Genomic DNA, 21,203 nt, shown 5'->3' on the forward strand with positions numbered 1-21,203 from the left:
CCCCTATGAGCTTATCTATGCCAGCCCCTTTTCTAACAGTTGGAGAGGTTCGGCTGACGGTGCGCCTCCGGTCCATGACCGGAGGCGACTGCAAGGGCAGGATGGGGGGACAGAGACCCCGTGTTGCACCGTATCCGCGGCAGCCAGATGGGGTTCCAAGGGCCTCAGGCCCTTGGCGGGCGAGGTCCGGAGAGGGCAGAGCCCTCTCCGGGGAAGCAGCGCAAAACCGGCGCTCCACGCGCCGAGCCAGCTGTCAGCGCCGCCGGCTCAGCGCAGCAGGGTTTCCGTCAGGAATGTCCGGACATTGGCGCGCACCGCTGAGGCATCATTGGGGTCATGGCCGACATGGGCGCCCCGGGCGACGCAGCCCGATGTCTTCTGGGCGAAGGGCTCGCTGGTGCCCGCGAGGTTGACGGCGCCATCGGCGCCTTCCTCCATCCGGCAGTTCCGGGTGCTCTGGGCGTTGGGCACGCTCACCAGGGCGGGGGCGGCTGGATTGTCGAAGCTGTGCTGTCCGTTCGGATATTCGGTGATCGCAGCGTCGGCGCCCGCCGCCCGCAGCCGCTCCACATAGTCGCGGCAGGGTGCGATGGGCACATAGTCATCCACCACGCCGTGGTGCAGGCGGATGGGCACGGCGGCCACCTGCGTGTCTCCCTGGTAGCGGACATTGCATGGCGTATAGAGGCCGATATGGGCCGCGAAGCGGTTCTGCTGGCTTCCATGCAGGCGGCGGAAGCGCTCGCTGGCGGAGTAGACGGCGGCAACCGCCCCCTTCGAGAAGCCCATGACGGCGGTCCGGTCCGCGCGGATGCGCGGATGGGCGGCCAGCAGGTCCAGGGCGCGATAGGCGTCCACCATCATGGCCAGGGAGTGCAGCAGGTCCTGGTCCGTGACGGTGCTGGTGATGCCCCGCCCGGCGAAGCTGTCGAGAATGAAGGCGGCCATGCCCGCCTCGTTGATCTGGCGGGCCCAGAGATCGGTGGAGCCGCTGATCCCGCCGGAGCCATGGACGAGGATCACGGCAGGAACCCGGGTGGTGGCGGGGCCAGGCGGCAGGCGGAGTTCGCCGGCGAGGCTGGCCTCGGGCCCGCTGCCGCCCCGCAGGAACTCCGCGCCGCTCAATGTGGTGCTGCGCAGCGGATGCACCTCCACGCGGCCGGGGAGGGAGGGCGGCGTGGTCTGGGCGGTGGCTGGCAAGGCCAGCAGCGCCGCTGCCAACAGGGCCGCAAGGCGCAGCGGCGTGACGCGTCGGGGCATGGGCGTATCGCTCCTCCAGCGCCGTGTCCGGTTGGCCCGGCCGGCGGATTGCCCGGGATTCGGGCATCGGGGCCGGCGGGCGTCAACCCGGGGTAGGGTCAGGCCCCGACCTGCCGCAACCAGTCCTGCAGGTTGTAACAGGTGGTCACGCGGCTGATCCGGCCGCCCGAAACCTCCAGGAAGGCCCCGGCGGGCAGGACATAGGTCTGCCCCTTGGCCTCGGGCAGGCCGGCATCGGTGGCGAGGTAGGTGCCGTGCACCACGAATTCCGCCGCCGCCCGGGCGCCATCCTCCGAGGCCATCACCACCACCCCGCGCAATTCCTCGCGATAGCAGCGCTCCATATGGGCCAGGAAGCGGGAGAAAGCGTCCTTCCCGGTGCTGCGGCCGCCCTGGTTGGCATCATGGGCCACATCATCGGCCAGGCAGTCCAGCATGCCCGGCCAGTCCTGGCGGTTGAAGGAATCGTAGTAGCGGCGGACCAGGGCCAGGGCGTCTTGCTGGGACAAAGGGGGCTTCCTTGCGGGGCTTCGGGGGCGGGCACTATACCGGCCGCGCCGTTCATACCGCCCGGACCCGCATGACCACCACGCCGCTACCGTTCCAGGACATGATCCTGGCGCTCCACGCCTTCTGGTCGAAGCAGGGCTGCGCCATCCTGCAGCCCTATGACATGGAGATGGGTGCGGGCACCTTCCATCCGGCCACCACGCTCCGCGCCCTGGGGCCGAAGCCCTGGCGGGCCGCCTATGTCCAGCCCAGCCGCCGCCCTACCGATGGCCGCTACGGCAACAACCCGAACCGGCTGGGCGCCTATTACCAGTACCAGGTCATCATGAAGCCGAGCCCGCCCGATCCGCAGTCCCTGCTGATCGAGAGCTACCGCGCCATCGGCATCGACCCGATGCTGCACGACATCCGCTTCGTGGAGGATGACTGGGAGAGCCCCACCCTCGGCGCCTGGGGCCTGGGCTGGGAGGTGTGGTGCGACGGGATGGAGGTGACGCAGTTCACCTATTTCCAGCAGGTCGGCGGCATCCCCTGCGCGGTTCCCTCCTGCGAGCTGACCTACGGGCTTGAGCGGCTGGCCATGTACATCCAGGGCGTGGAGAACGTGTACGACCTGGCCTTCAACTCCGCCGGCCTGACCTATGGCGACGTGTTCCTGCGGAACGAGCGGGAGTTCAGCGCCTATTCCTTCGAGCACGCCAACGTGCCCGTGCTGTTCCGCCACTTCGCCGAGGCGGAGGAGGAGTGCAACGCGCTCTGCGACGCGAATCTTCCGCTGCCGGCCTATGACCAGTGCATCAAGGCCAGCCATACCTTCAACCTGCTGGATGCCCGCGGCGCGATCAGCGTGACGGAGCGCGCCGCCTATATCGGCCGCGTCCGTGCCCTGGCGAAGCGATGCTGCGAAGGCTGGCTGGCGGGGGAGGCGGCCTGATGTCCGAGCTCCTTCTCGAGATCCTCTCCGAGGAAATCCCCGCCCGCATGCAGGCCCGCGCCGCCGAGGACCTGGTGCGGCTGATGGGCGAGGCGCTGAAGCCCGCCGGGCTGGCGATGGAGGGCGCGCGCACCCTCTACGGCCCGCGCCGCATCGCGCTGATCGCCGAGCTGCCGGCCGCCACGCCCGCGAGCGAGCGCGAGGAGAAGGGCCCCCGGCTGGGCGCCCCCGAGGCCGCGCTGGGCGGCTTCGCCCGCAAGTTCGCCCTGCCGGAGGCCGCCGTGGCCGCCATGCGCGGCGCCAGTGGCCCCTCTGACGCGCCTGTCTATGAGGCGGATGGGCTGACCATCATCGCCCGCGCGGAGAAGTCCGGCGCCTCCTTCCTGCTGCGCCTGCAGAACCCGGCCCGCTCCACCGCCGATGTGCTGGCCGAGGCCATTCCGGCGCTGATCCGGCGCTTCCCCTGGCCGAAATCCATGCGCTGGGGCACCTCGGAGCTGATCTGGGTGCGGCCGATGCAGCGCATTCTTTGCCTGCTGGACGGGAAGGTCGTTCCCTTCAGCCTGGCCGATGGCGCGGATGACGCGCATGGGCTGCGTTCCGCCGATGTGACGGAGGGGCACCGCATCCAGTCCCCCGGGGCCTTCTCCGTTGCCTCCGCCGCGGAATACGAGGCAGGGCTGCGCGAGCGTTCCGTGATCCCCGACGCCGCCGCGCGCGAGCAGATGATCGAATCCGGCATCGCCGGGCTTGCTGCCGCCGAAGGGCTGGAGGTGGTGCCCGATCGCGGCCTCCTGTCCGAGGTCGCGGGGCTGGTGGAATGGCCCGTGCCCCTGCTCGGCCGGATCGACGACGCCTTCATGGATCTTCCGCCCGAGCTGATGCGGACGACCATGCGCGTGAACCAGCGCTATTTCGCCCTGCGCCATCCCGATGGCCGCGCGGCGGCGCGCTTTGCCCTGGTGGCCAATATCGAGGCCAGGGATGGCGGCGCGGCGATCATCGGCGGCAATGAGCGCGTGCTGCGCGCCCGCCTTTCCGATGCGCGTTTCTTCTGGGACCTGGACCGCAAGGGAAAGCTGGAAGGCTTCCTGCCGAAGCTGGATGCCGTGGTGTTCCACGCCAGGCTCGGCACCCAGGGCGACCGCGTGCGGCGGCTGGAGCGGCTGGCGCGCCACATCGCCCCGAAGGTCGGCGCCGATCCGGATCTGGCGGCCCGTGCCGCGCGGCTGGCCAAGGCTGACCTCGCCTCCGGCATGGTCGGCGAATTCCCGGAGCTGCAGGGCGTGATGGGCCGCTACTACGCGCTGCATGGCGGGGAGGACCCGCGCGTGGCCGAGGCGATCGGGGCGCATTACCGCCCGCTCGGCCCCGGCGACGCCGTGCCGTCCGAGCCCGTGGCGATCACCGTGGCGCTGGCCGACAAGCTGGACCAGCTGGCCGGCTTCTTCGCGGCGGATGAGCGCCCGACCGGCTCGGGCGATCCCTACGCGCTGCGCCGCGCGGCGCTGGGCGTGATCCGCATCGTCCGCGAGAACGGGCTTCGCCTGTCGCTCGCCGATGCGGTGGCGGAGGCCTTCTTCGGCTACCCCATGGCCCAGGGCACCACCGCCTCGCCGGAATTCGGCATGGCGGTCGCCACGGAGCGGATGAATGCGGGCTGGAAGCCCGCGGCCGATTCGGCGCACCCCCCGATGGTCGCCGCCTTCGCCCAGGGCGTGGTGGAATTCCTCGCGGAGCGCCTGCGCGTGCAGATGCGTGCGGAAGGGCTGCGTCACGATCTCGTGGCCGCGGCCTTCGGTACCTCGGGCGATGACGACCTCATCCGTCTCCTGGCCCGTGCGGATGCCCTGCGGGACTTCCTTGCGACAGAGGCAGGGGCGGATCTTCTCTCTGCCTATCGCCGTGCCGCGAACATCCTGCGAATCGAGGAAAAGAAGGACGGCCGCAGCTACGCGCCTTCCATCGATCCTAACCTTCTCCGTGCCGCGGAGGAGAAGGCGCTGGCCGCGGCGCTGGAGGCGGCCCGTCCCGCCGTGCGGGCGGCCCTGGCGCGGGAGGATTTCGCAGCTGCGATGGCCGCCCTTGCGCCGCTCCGCTCCCCGGTGGACGCTTTCTTCGATCGGGTCACCGTGAATGACCCGGATAGGGCGTTGCGCGCGAACCGGCTAGGATTGCTGGCGTTGCTGCGCGGCGCCATGGACGAGATCGCGGACATCGCGCGCATCGAGGCTTGAGGGAACTGGTCATGACACGCTGGGTCTATGGCTTCGGGGCTGGCCGCAATGACGGCCGCGCCGAAATGCGTAACCTGCTGGGCGGCAAGGGCGCCAACCTGGCGGAAATGGCCTCCATCGGCCTGCCCGTGCCGCCCGGCTTCACCATCACCACCGAGGTCTGCACCTACTACACCAGCAACAAGGGCGCCTATCCGGCGGAGCTGGAGGCGCAGGTGAAGGAGGCGCTGGCCCGGATCGAGGAGGCGGTGGGCGCCCGGTTCGGCGATGCGGGCAACCCGCTGCTCGTTTCCGTCCGCTCCGGCGCGCGCGTTTCCATGCCCGGCATGATGGACACGGTGCTGAATCTCGGCCTGAACGACGTGACCGTGCGGGGGCTGGAGAAGGCTTCGGGCGATGCGCGCTTCGCCTGGGACAGCTACCGCCGCTTCGTCCAGATGTACGGTTCCGTCGTGCTCGGCGTGGACCATCACCGATTCGAGGAGATCATCGAGGACGCCAAGCTCGCCAAGGGCGTCGTCGAGGACACGCAGCTGACGGCGGGTGACTGGCAGCATGTCACCGCCGGCTACAAGGACATGGTGCGCGAGGTCACGGGCGCGGACTTCCCGCAGGATCCGTGGGCGCAGCTCTGGGGCGCCATCGGCGCGGTGTTCGGTTCCTGGATGAACCAGCGCGCCATCACCTATCGCCGCCTGCATGACATTCCCGGCGACTGGGGCACGGCCGTGAACGTGCAGGCCATGGTCTTCGGCAATATGGGCGATGACTGCGCGACCGGCGTCTGCTTCACGCGCGATCCCTCGACCGGCGAGAACATCTTTTACGGCGAGTACCTGATCAACGCGCAGGGCGAGGATGTCGTGGCCGGCATCCGCACGCCGCAGCCGATGAGCGAGGCCCGTGCCAAGCCCGGCGAGCGCAGCATGGAAGCGGCCATGCCCGAGGCCTATGCCGAGCTGGTGCAGGTGCGCGAGACGCTTGAGCGCCACTACGCGGACATGCAGGACATCGAGTTCACGGTCCAGCGCAACAAGCTCTACATGCTGCAGACGCGCAACGGGAAGCGCACGGCGGCGGCCAGCCTGAGGATCGCCGTGGACATGGCGAATGAGGGCCTGATCGACCATGCCGAGGCGGTGCGCCGCGTGAATCCCGGCTCGCTCGACCAGCTGCTGCACCCCACGCTGGACCCGAACGCGCCGCGCAAGCTGCTCTCCCGCGGACTGCCCGCATCCCCGGGTGCCGCGAGCGGCGTGGTGGTGTTCAGCGCCGACGAGGCCGAGGCCCGCGCGGCCAAGGGCGAGGCGGTGATTCTGGTCCGCATCGAAACCTCCCCCGAGGACATCCACGGCATGCATGCCGCCCGCGGCATCCTCACCACGCGCGGCGGCATGACCAGCCACGCGGCGGTGGTGGCGCGCGGCATGGGCCGGCCCTGCGTGGCGGGCGCCGGCGGCATCGTGGTGGACTATGCCTCCCAGATCCTGGCCGCCGGCGGCGTGCAGGTGCAGGCGGGCGAGACCATCACGCTGGACGGCGCGACGGGAGAGGTCTTCGCCGGCACCGTGGCCATGGTGGAGCCGAAGCTCTCCAGCGATTTCGAGACGCTGATGGGCTGGGCCGACGAAGTGCGCCGCCTGCGCGTGCGCGCCAATGCCGAGACGCCGCTGGACGCCGAAACCGCGCGCAAGTTCGGCGCCGAGGGCATCGGCCTCTGCCGCACCGAGCACATGTTCTTCGATCCCGCGCGCATCTCCGCCGTGCGTCAGATGATCATGAGCGAGACGGAGGGCGGGCGCCGGGACGCGCTGGCCAAGCTGCTGCCCTTCCAGCGCGACGACTTCGTGGAGCTGTTCCGCATCATGGCGGGGCTGCCCGTCACGATTCGCCTGCTCGACCCGCCGCTGCACGAATTCCTCCCCCACAAGGAGGAGGAGCTGGCCGAGGTCGCGGAAAGCCTGGGTGCCGACCTCGCCACCATGAAGCGCCGCGCGGCCGATCTGTCCGAGGCCAACCCCATGCTCGGCCATCGTGGCTGCCGCCTGGCGATGACCTATCCCGAGATCGCGGAGATGCAGGCCCGCGCCATCTTCGAGGCGGCGGTGATCGTGGCGAAGGAGGCGGGCAAGGCGCCCGTGCCCGAGATCATGGTTCCGCTGGTCGCGACCAAGAAGGAGCTGGAGATCAGCCACGCGCAGATCGACAAGGTGGCCAGGGAGGTCTTCGCCGAGGCCGGCATGACCATCGAGTACCTGGTCGGCACCATGATCGAGCTGCCGCGTGCCGCGCTGACGGCGGACAGGATCGCCGAAACGGCCGACTTCTTCTCCTTCGGCACCAATGACCTGACCCAGACCACCTTCGGCCTTTCGCGTGACGACGCCGGAAAGTTCCTGCCCTTCTATGTTGAGAAGGGCATCCTGCCGAAGGATCCCTTCGTCTCCATCGACGTGGACGGGGTGGGCGCGCTGGTGAAGATCGCGGCGGAGAAGGGCCGGGCCACGAAGGGGGGGCTGAAGCTCGGCATCTGCGGCGAGCATGGCGGCGACCCCGCCTCGATCCAGTTCTGCGAAACGGTCGGGCTGGATTACGTCTCCTGCTCTCCCTATCGCGTGCCGGTCGCGCGCCTCGCCGCCGCGCAGGCGGCGCTGGCGAATGCCTCCTCTGCCACGGCGGACCGGACGGCCTAGATGCTGCAGGGGGAGCCCTGCTCCCCCTGCATCCTCCACTTGCGGCTGTATCGCTGGGCGGGGCGCGGCCTCGCCCGGGCCAGGCTAAAGCGCCAGTTCCAACATCACGGGAACATGGTCGCTGGTCTGCGCCCAGTCCCGCGCGTCCTTCAGCACCACATGCTGGCGTAGCGCGCCTGCCAGATCCTGGCTCACCCACATATGGTCCAGCCGGCGCCCACGATCCGAGGCGCGCCAGTCCTTCGCGCGGTAAGACCACCATGTGTAGAGCTTCTGCTCCGCCGGCACGAAGTGGCGGAGGGCATCGTACCAGTCCCCGGCCTGCTGCCAGCGCGTCATCGCCTCCACCTCGATGGGAGTGTGGGAGACGACGTCGAGCATCTGCTTGTGGCTCCATACATCATGATCGAGCGGGGCGATGTTGAGATCGCCGACGAGAACGGAGCGGCGGGCCGCTCCGCGCCCCGCTGTCCAGTCGGTTACCTCGGCCACGAAATCCAGCTTATGGGCGAATTTCGGGTTCACCTCGCGGTCCGGCACGTCGCCGCCCGCGGGGACGTAGAAGTTGTGCAGTTCCAGCGGGCCGCCCGGCAGGTCCACCAGCACGCCAAGGTGGCGGCAATCCCCCTTGGCGCACCAGTCACGCCCGTCCGGCATCCGCGTGACGGGGTGGCGGGATAGCACCGCGACGCCGTTATAGCCCTTCATCCCCGTGATGATGCGGTGGGTGAAGCCCAGCGCTTCCGCCGCCTCATGCGGGAAGTGCTCATCCGGCGTCTTCGTCTCCTGCAGGCAGAGGACATCCGGGTTGAGCTCGTCAACCAGCGCGCGCAGCAGGGGCGCGCGCAGGCGGACGGAATTGATGTTCCAGGTGGCCACGCGGAAAGGCGTGGCCACGGAATGCGTCACGGGCACGGCCGGCTCAGGCGATCCGCACGGTGACCGTGCCGACTCCCTCGACGACGCCTTCCAGCAGGTCGCCCTTCTGCACGGCGGCCACGTTCTCCGGCGTGCCGGTCATGATCAGGTCGCCGGGGGCCAGCTGGACGAGGCGGGAAAGGTTGGCGATCACCTCCGGCACGGACCAGATCATCTTGGAAAGGTCGGAGGTCTGGCGGACCGTTCCGTTCACCTTCAGCTCGATCTTCCCCTTGCCCGGATTCACCTCGCCGGCCGGCACCAGCTCGCCCATCGGGGCGGAGTGGTCGAAGCCCTTGCCCATGTCCCAGGGGCGGCCGCCCTTCTTGGCCTCGGCCTGCAGGTCGCGGCGGGTCATGTCGAGGCCGGCGCAATAGCCCCAGACATGGTTGAGCGCGTCCGCCTCGGCGATGTCACGGCCGCCCACCCCGATGGCGACCACCAGCTCCATCTCGTGGTGCAGGTCCTTGGTCATGCTCGGATAGGGCATGTCGGCGTCGTTGGTCAGCACGGCATCGGCGGGCTTGGTGAAGTAGAACGGGGGCTCGCGGTCGGGATCGCTGCCCATCTCGCGCGCGTGCTCGGCATAGTTCCGGCCCACGCAGAAGATCCGCCGCACGGGGAACAGGCCGCCGCCGCGCACGGGCAGCGCGGCAACGGGCGGCGGGGCGATAACGTAGTCGGCCATTGGACGATCCGATCCGGTTCTGGAAACGGCCTATGCCTATAGGACGGTCTGGAGGGAACGGATAGCGGCCCATATGCCACGCTGCGGGCGAAGCCGCGCGGGCGTGAAACCTTCCGTCTGTCCGCAGGGTTGCATTGATGCCGGGCAAAGAAATGGCGCCCGGTGAGGGGGGTCACCGAGCGCCGGTACGCTATTCCGATCGGAGTTTTAGTATGGTCGGGTGAGCCGGCAGGGGATACCGGGCCACCGCCGGCCTTTTCGGCCGGCAGAGAAACATTACCCATATCCACAGGTGGAATGCAAAGCCGAGACGCTATTTGTTCATCACAGGCGTGTGAGAAGTGCACAATTTCGGTGCGCTCGCTCATAACGTGCGAAGCGGCTGGACGAACCTCGCTTCTACTCGGCCGCGACAGGCAGCCGGATTGTCTCCCGTGACAGGACGCTGCGGCTTGCGGCGAAGGCGCTCGCGGCCTCGCCGAACCGGTCGAAGATGCGGCGTGACAGGCTATCCCGCTCCCAGTCGAATTCCGGGTGCCACTGCACGCCCATGGCGAAGCCCCGCGCACCCTCGATGCTGGCCGCCTCGATCGTTCCGTCCGGCGCCCATGCCTCGGGCCTGAGGCGGGGTGCGGGGCGGGCAACGCCCTGGTTGTGAAGGGAATTCACCGGCACGGCTGCCGGATCATAGTCCAGCCCGGCCCAGAGCCTGGCGAGGCCGCTGTCCGCCGCCACGCGCACCGGATGTGCCTTGCCCGTCCGCACGCGGGCGATGGTCTGGTCCGAAGGGGTGGAATGGTCCATCCGGCCGTCCATGTCCTGGATCCGCTGGTCCAGCGAGCCGCCCAGCGCGACATTCAGCTCCTGGAAGCCACGGCAGATGGCCAGCAGCGGGACGCCCGCCGAGATCGCCGCACGGATCAGGGGGAGGGTGGTCGAGTCGCGGGCCGGATCCTCCGGCGTACCCTCCGCGTGGCAGGGGCCATCGTAATGGGTGGGGCAGACATTGGAGCGGCTGCCGGTGAGCAAAAGGCCGTCCAGCCGGGTGAGGAGCTCGCGCGAGACTTCCTCGCCGGCGGCGGGAAGCAGGACGGGCATTCCCCCGACCGGCCCGAGCACCACGCGCACATAGTGGTCCGACGCAGCGTGGTTCGGCATCCCCGAGGGGCCGAAGGGCTTCACGCAGCAGGAGATACCGATCAGGGGCCGCATGGAGGCTAATGTTGCAGCGGCACCATGTCAGCTTCAAGGCATAAGAGGTCCGAACGACCCTGCGGATCCGCAGGGCAGGGCCGCCAGGGGCGGGGAGCGGGCTAGTTGTTGTCCACCGGGCCGCGGAGGAAACGCGGGTCGTTGAAGTCGAAGCTGGACCGGTCCAGCCGGATGCCCGTCTCGATGGCCGAGAGCGTCACCCGCGTGGTGTGTCCCTGCCCATCCACGACCAGCCACTGGCGAAGCTCCAGCGGATCATTGGCGAAGACCAGGGTCAGGCGGCCCTCACCGGGGTTGCTGGTCCGGTAGAGAGTGACCTGAAGCAGCCCCTGCTGGCGCTGCAGGCCGGTGACGGTGACATCGCCCGAAAGGCTGATCCGGTCCCGCAGAAGGATGCCAAGCGGGGTGGAGCTGACCGGGACGATGGAGGGCTGCCGCAATTCCCGGTCGTAATGCAGGAACTGGCCGTTGTTGGCGATCAGCATCAGCGGCTCGGGCGGGTCATAGTCGAAGCGCATCCGCCCGGGGCGCCAGATCAGGGCGGTCCCCTGCGCCGTGGCGCCGTTCTGCGCGATCTGGATGAAACGGGCGCGCAGGGTGGTCAGTCCGTTCAGATAGGCCTCGATCCGCTGGAGGTCCTGCCGGTCCCGCGCCGAAAGCGCGCCCTGGGCAAGGGCAGGCGATCCCGACGGCAAAAGAACGGGAAGGGCGAGGGCAAGGCTGGAGAGGAGAAGGCGTCGGCGCATGGCAGCCAGATGGCGCGGGCGAGGCCTGAACGGAAGGGGCCGGGCCAACATCTGTCCGTTAACCGTCAGGCAAGCTGCCCGCGGCTTTCATTCCCGCATGGATATGCTGGCCGCCCGACGCGATGATCCCGCCCTTCAAGGCCCTCTCCGGGCGCCGCGGACCGCGGCGGCTTCGGTTGCGGCGGCCCCGGCTGCGGCGATCGCGGTAAGGCGCGCTGCGGATGCTCTGCCCGCCCCGCCCGCACCGGCCGCGATCGTGATGGTTCCGGTGCCGCCGGGGCAAGCGGGGCGCCTCCGGCCTGTTCTGGCCTCCCTCGCGCGCTCCAGGACAGCCGGCCATCTACCGGTCGCCCCCGGTGCCCTGGCAGTGCTGATCCTGGCGGCCGAGCCGGAGGCGCTGGCGGTGGCGGAAGCCATGGCGCCGGACTACCCTTTTCCCCTCCGGGTGGTGGCTGGGCCGGGGATGCCGTGCAGGCGATCCGGCTGGCCGGGCAATGGGCCGTGTCGCTCGGGGCGCCCGGCGTGCCGGTGCTGATTGCCGATCAGGGGCAGCCTCTGGCGCCGCGCTGGGCCTATGAGCTGCTGGACGCGCTGCGCGGCGGCGCGGATCTGGTCCGCCGCCGGCGGGGGCTGTGGAGGCGCCTGCTCCTCGGGCCCGTGCCGCCCCTGGCCCTGTCCGGCCGGGCGCAGTGGGCGATGGAGCACTGGTATTCCGGCGGGCTGGAGCGTCGCGGCGCGGCCTGGACCGAATGGGATTCGCCGTGGCGCCGCCCGGCCGATGCGGGGCTGCGCGCCGTCGCGGCGTAAGGAGGCCGGGCTTCCGCCCATTCGGCCCCTGCGCGCTGGACAGATGGCACGGGCGCGCCGAGACTCGCTTTCATCAGGCATGAGGTGAGCGGTGCGGGGCAGGATCGGCGAGGACCAGGTGGTGGAACTGGCCGAGATGTTCCGGCTGATGAGTGATCCCACCCGCCTCAGCATCATCCTGGCCTGCCTGGATGCCCCGGCATCGGTGGGCGAGATGGCGGAGCGCATCGGGATCTCGGCCAGCCTCGTCTCCCACCACCTGCGCCTGCTCCGGGCAGCGCGGCTGTTGCAGGCGGACCGGCGGGGGCGGCAGGTTTTCTACGCGGTCACGGATGAGCACATCCGCTCCATGCTGACGGACATGGTGGACCATGTCGCGGAAGGCGAGGCGGAGGGCGAAGTGGCTGCCTCTGGTTGAGAGTTGTTCGCAAGAGCCGGGCCATCTTGCCCGGCTGAAACGCGCCCCAATCTTGTGCAGCGCGTCGTCGCGTGATTAGTGTCCGGTTGCGTTCCGCACCGCCACTGCGCGGGGCGGGACCCGGCCGGCGCGCGACGTGCCGGACGGAGAGCTTTGGAGCGGCGCGTGTCCGCCCGGCGCCCCTTCGGTGATGGGGCGCGCCTGGGTGGAACACCGGATCAGGACGGCGGAATGCGGCGGATTCTTTCAACGGCCCTGGCACTTGCCCTGGGTGGAATGGTGACGGGGGGCACGGCCTTCGCGCAGTCGCCCCCGCCTGCTCCCGGCGGCGAGGCGATCGGCGCGCCCGTTCCCTGGGGCATCGACCTGCAGGACCCCTTCGGGCCCATTCAGGCGGCGATCTATGATTTCAACCAGCTCGTCCTCTGGATCATCGTCGGCATCACCATCTTTGTTGCCGGACTGCTCGCCTGGGTGATCTGGCGCTACAACGCGGACCGGAACCCGGTGCCGTCGCGCGTCAGCCACAACACCACGCTGGAGATCGCCTGGACGGTGGTCCCGGTGCTGATCCTGCTGGTCATCGCGATCCCCTCCTTCCGCCTGATCTACTATGAGGACCGGGCGCGCGACCCCGAGCTGACGATCAACGTCCAGGGCCGCCAGTGGTACTGGCACTATGGCTATCCGGATAACGGCAACTTCACCTTCGACAGCTATCCGATCCCCGAGGGCGAGCTGCGGCCGGGCCAGCCGCGGAACCTGGCGGTGGACAACCCCCTGGTCATCCCGGTGGGTGCGGACATCCGGGTGCTGACGACCGGGCACGACGTGATCCACAGCTTCTTCGTGCCCAGCCTTGGCGTGCAGAAGTACACCATCCCCGGCCGCACCATGGAGACCTGGATGCGCGCCGACCGGGAGGGGACCTTCTACGGCCAGTGCAACCAGATCTGCGGCAACAACCACTGGTTCATGCCGATCGCGGTGCGCGCCGTGCCCCGCGCCGAGTTCGATGCCTGGGTGGCCCAGGCCCGCACCCGCTTCGCCGAGGGCAAGGCCCCCGGCTGGCCCGAGCGTGACCAGACCACCAGTGTCGCCTCGATCACCGAACCCACCGTCGATTCCTCTGGGGAGGTCCGCCGGTAAGGCGGCCTGACAGGAACAGCACCATGGCGCACGCTGCGCACGACACCCACCACGGTCATGACGACCACAACCACGCGCCGGGCTTCGTGACGCGCTGGTTCTTCTCGACCAACCACAAGGATATCGGCAGCCTCTACATCATCTTCGCGGTGGTGGCGGCCTTCCTTGGCGTTGGCCTCTCGATGCTGATGCGGCTGGAACTGCAGGCCCCGGGCATGCAGTTCTTCGCCGATGGCCAGATGTGGAACGTGGCCGTCACGGCCCACGGCATCCTCATGGTATTCTACGTGGTCATGCCCGCCCTGATCGGCGGCTTCGGCAACTGGTTCGTGCCGATCATGATCGGCGCGCCGGACATGGCCTTCCCGCGCCTGAACAACATCTCCTTCTGGCTCCTGGTCCCCGCGCTCGGCCTGACGGTCGCCAGCCTCTTCGTGGGCGGCACGGGCACGGGCTGGACGCTCTATCCGCCGCTGTCGGACAGCCAGTACCAGGGTGGCCCGGGCCTCGACATGGCCCTGTTCGGCCTGCACCTGGCCGGCGCCTCCTCCATCCTCGGCGCCGCCAACTTCATCACCACCATCTTCAACATGCGCGCCCCGGGCATGACGCTGCACAAGATGCCGCTCTTCGTCTGGGCGATGCTGGTCACCGCCTTCCTGCTGCTGCTCTCCGTTCCCGTCCTGGGCGGCGCGATCACCATGCTGATCACGGACCGCAACTTCGGCACGGCCTTCTTCAAGCCCGAGGGTGGCGGCGACCCGGTGCTGTTCCAGCACCTATTCTGGTTCTTCGGCCACCCCGAAGTCTACATCATGATCCTGCCCGCCTTCGGCATCGTCTCCCACATCCTGTCCACCTTCAGCCGCAAGCCGATCTTCGGCTACCTGGGCATGGCCTACGCCATGGTCGCCATCGGCGTGGTGGGCTTCGTGGTGTGGGCGCACCACATGTTCACCTCGGGCATCTCGGTGGACACGCGGGCCTACTTCATGGCGGCGACGATGATCATCGCCGTTCCGACCGGCATCAAGATCTTCTCCTGGATCGCAACGATGTGGGGCGGATCCATCAGCTTCAAGACGCCGATGCTCTTCGCTGTCGGCTTCGTCTTCCTTTTCACGGTCGGTGGCGTGACGGGCGTGAAGCTTGCCAATGCCAGCGTCGATGTGATCCTGCACAACACCTACTACGTGATCGCGCACTTCCACTACGTGCTGTCGCTGGGTGCGGTGTTCGGCATCTATGCCGGCTTCTACTACTGGATCGGCAAGATGAGCGGCTACCAGTACTCGGAGACGCTCGGGAAGATCCATTTCTGGCTCACCTTCGCCGGCGTGAACCTGACCTTCTTCCCCATGCACTTCCTGGGTGCCCAGGGCATGCCGCGCCGCTACCCGGATTACCCGGATGCCTTTGCGGGCTGGAACCTGGTCGCCTCGCTCGGTGCCTATCTCTCCGGCATCTCCTTCCTCTTCTTCATCTATGTCGTGGTTGACCTCTACCTGAAGAAGCGCGCCGCCGCGGCCAATCCCTGGGGCGAGGGCGCGACGACGCTGGAGTGGCAGGTTTCCTCCCCGCCGCCCTTCCACACCTTCGACGAGCTGCCCCGGATCCGTTGATCCGGGCGCCGCTTCCCGGTTGCGGTCCGCCGCCTGGGAACGATATGAGGCGTCACCATGAGTGACCTGATCCGGAGGGGGGCCACGGCCCCCCTCGACGTTTCTGCCGATTGGTCCGAGCTGCGCGACTGGGTCGCGCTCCTCAAGCCCCGCGTAATGACCCTCGTGGTCTTCACCGGGCTGGTGGGCATGCTCGTGGCCCCGGGCCGCATCCACCCGATCCTGGGTGGTGTCGCCATCCTGTGCATCGCGCTCGGCGCCGGTGCCGCGGGCTGCATCAACATGTGGTACGACCGCGACATCGACGCCGTGATGCGCCGGACGATCCGCCGCCCCATTCCGGCCGGCCGCATCACGCCGGGCAGTGCCCTCGCCTTCGGGGTCTTCCTTTCGGTCTTTTCCGTGCTGCTGATGGGGCTGGCCACCAACCCCGTGGCCGGGGCCTGGCTGGCAGGATCCATTCTCTTCTACGTCTTCATCTACACCATGTGGCTGAAGCGCCGGACGCCCCAGAACATCGTCATTGGTGGGGCCGCCGGGGCCTTTCCCCCGGTGATCGGCTGGGCCGCGGTCACGGGCGGGGTGGATGTCCTGCCGCTGATCCTCTTCGCGATCGTGTTCGTCTGGACGCCGCCCCATTTCTGGTCGCTCAGCCTCTGGGCGCATGACGACTACCAGCGCGCCGGGGTTCCGATGCTGCCCGTGGTGGCCGGCGCACGGGAAACGCGGCGCCAGATCCTGCTCTACACCCTGGTGCTGGCCCCGCTGGGCCTGCTGCCGGCCCTGCTGGGGTTTGCCGGCCCGGTCTATGGCGCCGTTGCCCTTTCCCTGGGGGCCGGTTTCGTCCTCCACGCCTGGCGCGTGTGGCGGGAACCGCAGGACGAGGGCGGGGTGAGCATGGAAGGCGACAAAGCCGCGCGGGCCGCCTTCCGCTTCTCCCTCCTGCATCTGGCCGGGCTGTTCGCAGCCCTGGCGGTGGATCACTGGCTGCGCGCGGCGGGAGTGCTTGCCTGATGGAACCGGCGCCCATGACCGAGGAGGAGACGGCGGCCCTCCTCCGCCGCCGCCGCGGTCGCAATATCGGCCTGATCATCGTGCTGCTGGCGCTGGTGGTGATTTTCTACCTCGTCACCGTGGCGAAGATCACCTCTACCCTCAGCTAGGAAGGCAAGGGACCATGGACCGCCAGGACACGCTGGCCCGCCGCAACCGCCGCGTCGCGATCGCCGCCTTCGGGACGGTCGCCGGCATGGTGGGGCTCTCCTTCGCCTCCGTGCCGCTCTACGACATGTTCTGCCGCATGACGGGCTATAACGGCACGGTCCAGACCGGCGGCCCCGCGGCGCCCGGCGCGGTGGAGCGGAAGGTGACGGTGCGGTTCAGCGCCAACACCCATCCCTCTCTCCCCTGGCGCTTCGAGGCCGCGCAGAATGCGATGCAGGTCCATCTCGGGGAGGAGGGGCTGGCCTTCTACAGCGCGGCGAACACCGCCGAGCGGCCGGTCGAGGGGGTTGCCACCTACAACGTCACCCCGGAAGTGGTGGGCAAGTATTTCCACAAGGTCGCCTGCTTCTGCTTCGACGCGCAGACCCTGCAGCCCGGCCAGTCCGTCGAGATGCCCGTGAGCTTCTGGGTGGACCCCGCCATGGCCAATGACCCGAACACCCGGGACATTCGGACCATCACCCTGAACTACACCTTCTTCCGCACCCTGGCGGATGCCGAGCGCTCCGGCGCCCTGGCCAGTGCCGGCCCGCATGTCGGGCGCGGGACCGTGACCCGCTAGGGACGGCTTCCGCCGGTCCAACCCTTGATCCCCGCATCCGTTTGCGGGATTGATGCTCCGAGACTCCACGGGGCCCCGCCCCGCATCACCAGGACGCGCGATGGCTTCCCTCGACACCACAACGGCCGACATCTCGCTCGACCCCAACGAGCCGCCGCCGCCGAACAAGCATCCCTACCACCTGGTGGACCCGTCCCCCTGGCCGATGATCGCCTCGCTCTCCGCGGGTGCGATGCTGCTCGGGATCATCCTCTTCGCCCATTACAACATCCACTGGATGCTGGGCGTCGGGCTGCTGGGCGTGCTGACCTCGATGTTCTTCTGGTGGCGGGACGTGCTCCGGGAATCCAAGACCCCGGGCATCCACACCCCCATCGTGCGGATCGGCCTTCGCTACGGCATGGCCCTGTTCATCGCCTCCGAGGTGATGTTCTTCGTCGCGTTCTTCTGGGCCTATTTCCACTTCGCCCTCTACCCCGAGCATGTCGCGGGCGCCGAGACGGCGATCTGGCCGCCCAAGGGCATCCTCACCTTCGACCCCTTCGGCCTGCCCTTCCTGAACACCATGATCCTGCTGCTCTCGGGCTGCACGGTGACCTGGGCGCATCACGCGCTGATCGAGGGTGACCGCAAGGGGATGATCCAGGGGCTGACGCTGACGGTCTGCCTGGGCCTGTTCTTCACCTTCCTGCAGGCGGTCGAGTATGCGGAGGCCCCCTTCGCCTTCGCCGGTGGCGGCATCTATCCCTCCACCTTCTTCCTGGCGACCGGCTTCCACGGCTTCCACGTGATCGTCGGCACCATCTTCCTGGCGGTCTGCCTCTTCCGCGCCATCCGGGGCGACTTCACCCCGCGCCGGCATTTCGGCTTCGAGGCGGCGGCCTGGTACTGGCATTTCGTGGACGTGGTCTGGCTCTTCCTCTTCATCTGCATCTATGTCTGGGGCGCGGGCGAGATCGCCCATCACTGAGGCCGCCCCGGCATCCCATCCGAACCCCGTCCGGCCCGCCGGGCGGGGTTCGTCGTTAAAGGCCCCGCGCATGACCTCCCGATGGCGGCGAATCCTTCCGGCCCTGCTGGCCTCCATCCCTGTGCTCGCTGCCCTGCTGGCGCTCGGCACCTGGCAGGTGCAGCGGCTGCACTGGAAGACCGATCTCCTTGCCCAGATCGCCGCGGCCGAGGCCGGGCCGCCGCTTCCGCTTACCCAGTCCCCGCAGCCATTTACCAAGGTGCAGGTCACCGGCCGCTTCCGGCATGATCTGGAGGCGGCTCTCGGCGCCCAGGTGCAGGGCGGCGTGCTCGGGGCCAGGCTCGTCACGCCGCTGGAGGCGGATGGGCTGCCGCCCGTGCTGGTGGACCGGGGCTGGGTGCCCATGGAGCGGCGGAGCGCCCCCATCGCGCGGCCGGATGGCCCGGTCACGGTCACCGGCTATGTCTCGCCCCCGCATGAGCGGGATTTCTTCGCCGCCACGGATGACGTCGCGGGCCGCCGCTTCTTCACCGCCGATGCCCGGGCCATCGGGACGGCGCTGGGCCTGCCGGGCACCATGCCGGGGATGCTGGTGGCACTGGCCGAACCGGGGCAGAGGCCGGGCACGCTGCCACAGCCCGCGGTCACGCTGCCGCGCCCGACCAACTCCCATCTCGGCTACGCCATCACCTGGTACGGGCTGGCCTTTTCCCTCGTCGCCGTGCTGATCGCCTGGGTGATCCGGAAGGAGGATCCGTGAACGACGCCTATTCCCGCCTGAAGGACCGCTTCTCCCGGATCGCGACGGTCAACGAGGCCGCCGCCATGCTCGGCTGGGATGCCTCCGCCATGATGCCGCCCGGCGGGGGCGCCGCGCGGGGCGACCAGCTGGCCGTGCTGGCCGGGGTTGCCCACGGGATGCTGGTGGCGCCGGACATGGCCGAGGATCTCGCCGCGGCGACGGCGGAAGGAGCCTGGGACGAGGCCAATCTGGCGCTGATGCGCCGCGCCCACAGGCGCGCCACCGCCCTGCCGGCCGAGCTGGTGGAGGCCACCGCCCGCGCCAATTCGGCCTGCGAGAAGATCTGGCGGGAAGCCCGCCCGCGCTCCGATTTCGCCGCGGTTTGCCCCTGGCTGGAGGAGGTGGTGAGCCTTCAGCGCGAAACCGCCGCCGCCCTGTCCGCCGCCACCGGCCTCGGCCCCTATGACGCGCTGATGGACACCTACCAGCCCGGCATCGGCGCCGCGGATGTGGAGCCAATCTTCGCCGCCTATGAATCCTTCCTGGCGGATGCGCTGCCGCGCGCGGAGGAGATCCAGGCCAGCCGCCCGGCCCCGCTGGCGCCGCAGGGGCCCTTTCCGGTGGAGATCCAGCGCGCCCTGGGGCGCCGCCTCTCCGAGCGGGCGGGGCTGGACTACGAGCACGCCCGGCTGGATGAAAGCGCCCATCCCTTCTGCGGCGGCACGCCGAGCGATGTGCGGATCACCACCCGGTACACGCCCGAATCCTTCGGCCAGGCGATGCTGGGCATCCTGCACGAGACCGGACACGCCCTTTATGAGCGCGGGCTGCCGGAAGCCTATGCCCGCCAGCCCGTGGGAGAGGCCGCCGGCATGGCGGCACACGAATCCCAGAGCCTCATCATCGAGATGCAGGCCAGCCGCTCCGACGCCTTCCTCTCCTGGCTGGGGCCCGAACTGCACGCTGCCTTCGGCGGCGACGCGGCGCCCTATGCGGGAGCCAATCTGGGCCGCCTCTGGCGCCGGGTGGAGCGCGGCTTCATCCGGGTGGAGGCGGATGAGATCACCTACCCAGCCCATGTCATCCTTCGGTTCCGGCTGGAGCAGGCGCTGATCGCGGGCGATCTCCGCGTGGCGGATATCCCCGGTGCCTGGGGGGAGGGGATGCAGCGCCTGCTCGGCATCACTCCGCCCGATGATGCCCGGGGCTGCCTGCAGGACATCCACTGGCATGACGGCGCCTTCGGCTACTTCCCGTCCTATACGCTGGGGGCGATGGCCGCGGCGCAGCTGATGCAGGCCGCGCGGACGGCGCTGCCCGGGCTGGACGAGGCGCTGGGGCAGGGCGATTTCGGGCCGCTGGTGAGTTGGCTGCGCGTCTCCGTCCATAACCGGGGCTCGCTCCTCGGCTTCCAGGACCTGATGCGGGCAGCGACCGGCCGGCCGCTCGATGCCTCCGCCTTTATGGAGCATCTCCGCGGGCGCTACCTCACCCGCCAGACGCCTTGATGGCCGCCGCGGGTCCGGCAGCGGGGCGCGGCAGCACAGGAACCGGGCTCGCGGCCAGCCGCGTCGCACCCGGGCGCGGGAGACGCGATGCCAGCGGATGCTGGCATCCCTGTCCGCCTCAGCGCCTGTTCTCGAAGACGACGAAGAAGGGCGGCCTCTCGGGCGGGGGCAGAAGCACTCGGCCCTGGGCGTCGGTCGGGATGCGCCGGCGAAGCACCACGTCCAGCACATTGCCGCCGATCATATCGATGCTGCCGCCCCCGGCGCGCACGACGATGTCGCAATGCATCGGCCGGAAGCGCCCGGTCTCCATGAGGCGCGATGGCCAGTCCCAGAGCGGGCTGTAGGAACGGTCCGCGCAGACGAGATCGCCGGGCCGCAGCGGGTGCTCCGGGGGATTATGGGGGATGAAGGCGGCACCCGCGGGGTCGGCCATGGCCTGGGCGATCAGCCGGTCCACATAGAAGGCATGGCTGGCCGATGGATCGAAATCCGAACGCGGCAGGCCGGCCGCGGCCATGACATGGCTGATGAAGGCCGCCGACCAGGCCGGATGGTTGTAGGAGGAGATGGCGACATTGGCCGGCAGCACCTCGAAGGGCAGTCCGGAAACGGGGTCCAGTGAGGCCGTGCTGGTCATGGGCGCGGCGATGATGTCGCGGAAGTCGCGGTGGGCGGAGATCACCTCCGGCCCCTCCGGGGTCGCTGCCCAGTAGGTCATCAGCCGCTCGAACAGCTCGGGCGTGGCATCCGGCGTGCGGTTGAGCGCGACGGGCCAGCCTTCCACGGCGATCCGCCCCCAGGCCTGCCATTCCCGCTCGGCTTCCGCGACAAGCCGCGCCGCCACGGGACCGGCCGGGCCACGTGAGGGCGCCTGGGCCCGCGATGATGGGTCATTCCGGTCATCTGAGGCGCAGGCCACCAGGAGAGTGAGGAGGAAGCAGGAGAGTAGCCGGCGCATGGGCGGATATCGCACTGCGGGAGGGGCAGGTTTCCTCCCGCT

20 protein-coding genes are annotated in these 21,203 nt (G+C 69.2%); 13 read left to right on the plus strand and 7 right to left on the minus strand.

Annotation, left to right across the window (positions count from 1 at the left end; translation table 11 throughout):
- Nucleotides 1–267: 267 nt before the first annotated feature.
- Both J8J14_RS21885 and J8J14_RS21890 read right to left on the minus strand, forming a co-directional pair.
- The gene (locus J8J14_RS21885; protein ID WP_209381673.1) at nucleotides 268–1,260 is read right to left on the minus strand and encodes a dienelactone hydrolase family protein; all 993 of its coding nucleotides are present in this window, start codon (nucleotides 1,258–1,260) and stop codon (nucleotides 268–270) included.
- A gap of 98 nt (nucleotides 1,261–1,358) precedes the next feature.
- The gene (locus tag J8J14_RS21890; protein WP_209381674.1) at nucleotides 1,359–1,769 is read right to left on the minus strand and encodes a ketosteroid isomerase-related protein; all 411 of its coding nucleotides are present in this window, start codon (nucleotides 1,767–1,769) and stop codon (nucleotides 1,359–1,361) included.
- Between the two features lie 71 nt (nucleotides 1,770–1,840).
- On the opposite strand from J8J14_RS21890, the gene J8J14_RS21895 reads away from it, so the two are divergent.
- Genes J8J14_RS21895 through ppdK form a run of 3 tightly spaced genes read left to right on the plus strand, consistent with a single transcriptional unit; the run spans nucleotide 1,841 to nucleotide 7,634 of the window.
- The gene (locus J8J14_RS21895; protein ID WP_209381675.1) at nucleotides 1,841–2,704 is read left to right on the plus strand and encodes a glycine--tRNA ligase subunit alpha; all 864 of its coding nucleotides are present in this window, start codon (nucleotides 1,841–1,843) and stop codon (nucleotides 2,702–2,704) included.
- Complete coding sequence (glyS, locus tag J8J14_RS21900) at nucleotides 2,704–4,941, plus strand: glycine--tRNA ligase subunit beta (RefSeq protein WP_209381676.1); 2,238 nt, start codon at nucleotides 2,704–2,706, stop codon at nucleotides 4,939–4,941. The genes J8J14_RS21895 and glyS overlap by 1 nt, the downstream gene beginning before the upstream one ends.
- Before the next feature lie 11 nt (nucleotides 4,942–4,952).
- Nucleotides 4,953–7,634, plus strand: a complete 2,682-nt coding sequence (gene ppdK / locus J8J14_RS21905) for a pyruvate, phosphate dikinase (RefSeq protein WP_209381677.1) — start codon at nucleotides 4,953–4,955, stop codon at nucleotides 7,632–7,634.
- Between the two features lie 84 nt (nucleotides 7,635–7,718).
- Here the strand turns inward: ppdK and J8J14_RS21910 are convergent, their stop codons facing one another.
- From J8J14_RS21910 to J8J14_RS21925, 4 genes are all read right to left on the minus strand, one after another.
- Entirely contained in the window at nucleotides 7,719–8,549 is an 831-nt protein-coding gene (locus tag J8J14_RS21910) for an exodeoxyribonuclease III (RefSeq protein WP_342452512.1), read from the minus strand.
- A gap of 7 nt (nucleotides 8,550–8,556) precedes the next feature.
- Nucleotides 8,557–9,240, minus strand: coding sequence for a fumarylacetoacetate hydrolase family protein (locus tag J8J14_RS21915; protein ID WP_209381678.1), 684 nt, complete (start codon nucleotides 9,238–9,240; stop codon nucleotides 8,557–8,559).
- Nucleotides 9,241–9,639: 399 nt separating this feature from the next.
- Nucleotides 9,640–10,452 (minus strand): gamma-glutamyl-gamma-aminobutyrate hydrolase family protein, encoded by an 813-nt coding sequence (locus J8J14_RS21920; protein WP_209381679.1) that lies wholly within the window; start codon nucleotides 10,450–10,452, stop codon nucleotides 9,640–9,642.
- Between the two features lie 101 nt (nucleotides 10,453–10,553).
- Complete coding sequence (locus J8J14_RS21925; protein ID WP_209381680.1) at nucleotides 10,554–11,198, minus strand: LolA family protein; 645 nt, start codon at nucleotides 11,196–11,198, stop codon at nucleotides 10,554–10,556.
- 468 nt (nucleotides 11,199–11,666) lie between these two features.
- On the opposite strand from J8J14_RS21925, the gene J8J14_RS21930 reads away from it, so the two are divergent.
- From J8J14_RS21930 to J8J14_RS21970, 10 genes are all read left to right on the plus strand, one after another.
- Nucleotides 11,667–12,005 carry a hypothetical protein gene (locus tag J8J14_RS21930; RefSeq protein ID WP_209381681.1) on the plus strand — a complete coding sequence of 113 codons (339 nt, stop codon included), beginning with the start codon at nucleotides 11,667–11,669 and terminating at the stop codon, nucleotides 12,003–12,005.
- 91 nt (nucleotides 12,006–12,096) lie between these two features.
- Nucleotides 12,097–12,423: an ArsR/SmtB family transcription factor gene (locus J8J14_RS21935; RefSeq protein ID WP_209381682.1), complete on the plus strand. Its 327-nt coding sequence runs from the start codon at nucleotides 12,097–12,099 to the stop codon at nucleotides 12,421–12,423.
- A gap of 231 nt (nucleotides 12,424–12,654) precedes the next feature.
- Nucleotides 12,655–13,572, plus strand: coding sequence for a cytochrome c oxidase subunit II (coxB, locus tag J8J14_RS21940; RefSeq protein ID WP_209381683.1), 918 nt, complete (start codon nucleotides 12,655–12,657; stop codon nucleotides 13,570–13,572).
- Nucleotides 13,573–13,595: 23 nt separating this feature from the next.
- Nucleotides 13,596–15,194, plus strand: a complete 1,599-nt coding sequence (ctaD, locus tag J8J14_RS21945; RefSeq protein WP_209381684.1) for a cytochrome c oxidase subunit I — start codon at nucleotides 13,596–13,598, stop codon at nucleotides 15,192–15,194.
- Nucleotides 15,195–15,251: 57 nt separating this feature from the next.
- Complete coding sequence (locus J8J14_RS21950; RefSeq protein WP_209381685.1) at nucleotides 15,252–16,208, plus strand: heme o synthase; 957 nt, start codon at nucleotides 15,252–15,254, stop codon at nucleotides 16,206–16,208.
- 14 nt (nucleotides 16,209–16,222) lie between these two features.
- A complete protein-coding gene (locus J8J14_RS25545; protein ID WP_280843009.1) occupies nucleotides 16,223–16,357 on the plus strand; it encodes a hypothetical protein in 135 nt (44 codons plus the stop codon).
- Between the two features lie 14 nt (nucleotides 16,358–16,371).
- On the plus strand, nucleotides 16,372–16,980 hold the full coding sequence (locus J8J14_RS21955) for a cytochrome c oxidase assembly protein (protein ID WP_209381686.1): 609 nt from the start codon (nucleotides 16,372–16,374) through the stop codon (nucleotides 16,978–16,980).
- A 100-nt stretch (nucleotides 16,981–17,080) separates the two neighbouring features.
- A complete protein-coding gene (locus tag J8J14_RS21960; RefSeq protein WP_209381687.1) occupies nucleotides 17,081–17,950 on the plus strand; it encodes a cytochrome c oxidase subunit 3 in 870 nt (289 codons plus the stop codon).
- 70 nt (nucleotides 17,951–18,020) lie between these two features.
- Complete coding sequence (locus J8J14_RS21965; RefSeq protein ID WP_209381688.1) at nucleotides 18,021–18,710, plus strand: SURF1 family protein; 690 nt, start codon at nucleotides 18,021–18,023, stop codon at nucleotides 18,708–18,710.
- On the plus strand, nucleotides 18,707–20,200 hold the full coding sequence (locus tag J8J14_RS21970; RefSeq protein WP_209381689.1) for a carboxypeptidase M32: 1,494 nt from the start codon (nucleotides 18,707–18,709) through the stop codon (nucleotides 20,198–20,200). The genes J8J14_RS21965 and J8J14_RS21970 overlap by 4 nt, the downstream gene beginning before the upstream one ends.
- Before the next feature lie 118 nt (nucleotides 20,201–20,318).
- On the opposite strand, the gene J8J14_RS25210 is transcribed toward J8J14_RS21970, so the two are convergent.
- Nucleotides 20,319–21,161 carry a DUF2272 domain-containing protein gene (locus J8J14_RS25210; RefSeq protein WP_245216067.1) on the minus strand — a complete coding sequence of 281 codons (843 nt, stop codon included), beginning with the start codon at nucleotides 21,159–21,161 and terminating at the stop codon, nucleotides 20,319–20,321.
- Nucleotides 21,162–21,203: the final 42 nt, after the last annotated feature.

The sequence above is a fragment of the Pararoseomonas baculiformis genome (assembly GCF_017813395.1).
GTDB classification, from domain to species: domain Bacteria; phylum Pseudomonadota; class Alphaproteobacteria; order Acetobacterales; family Acetobacteraceae; genus Roseomonas; species Roseomonas baculiformis.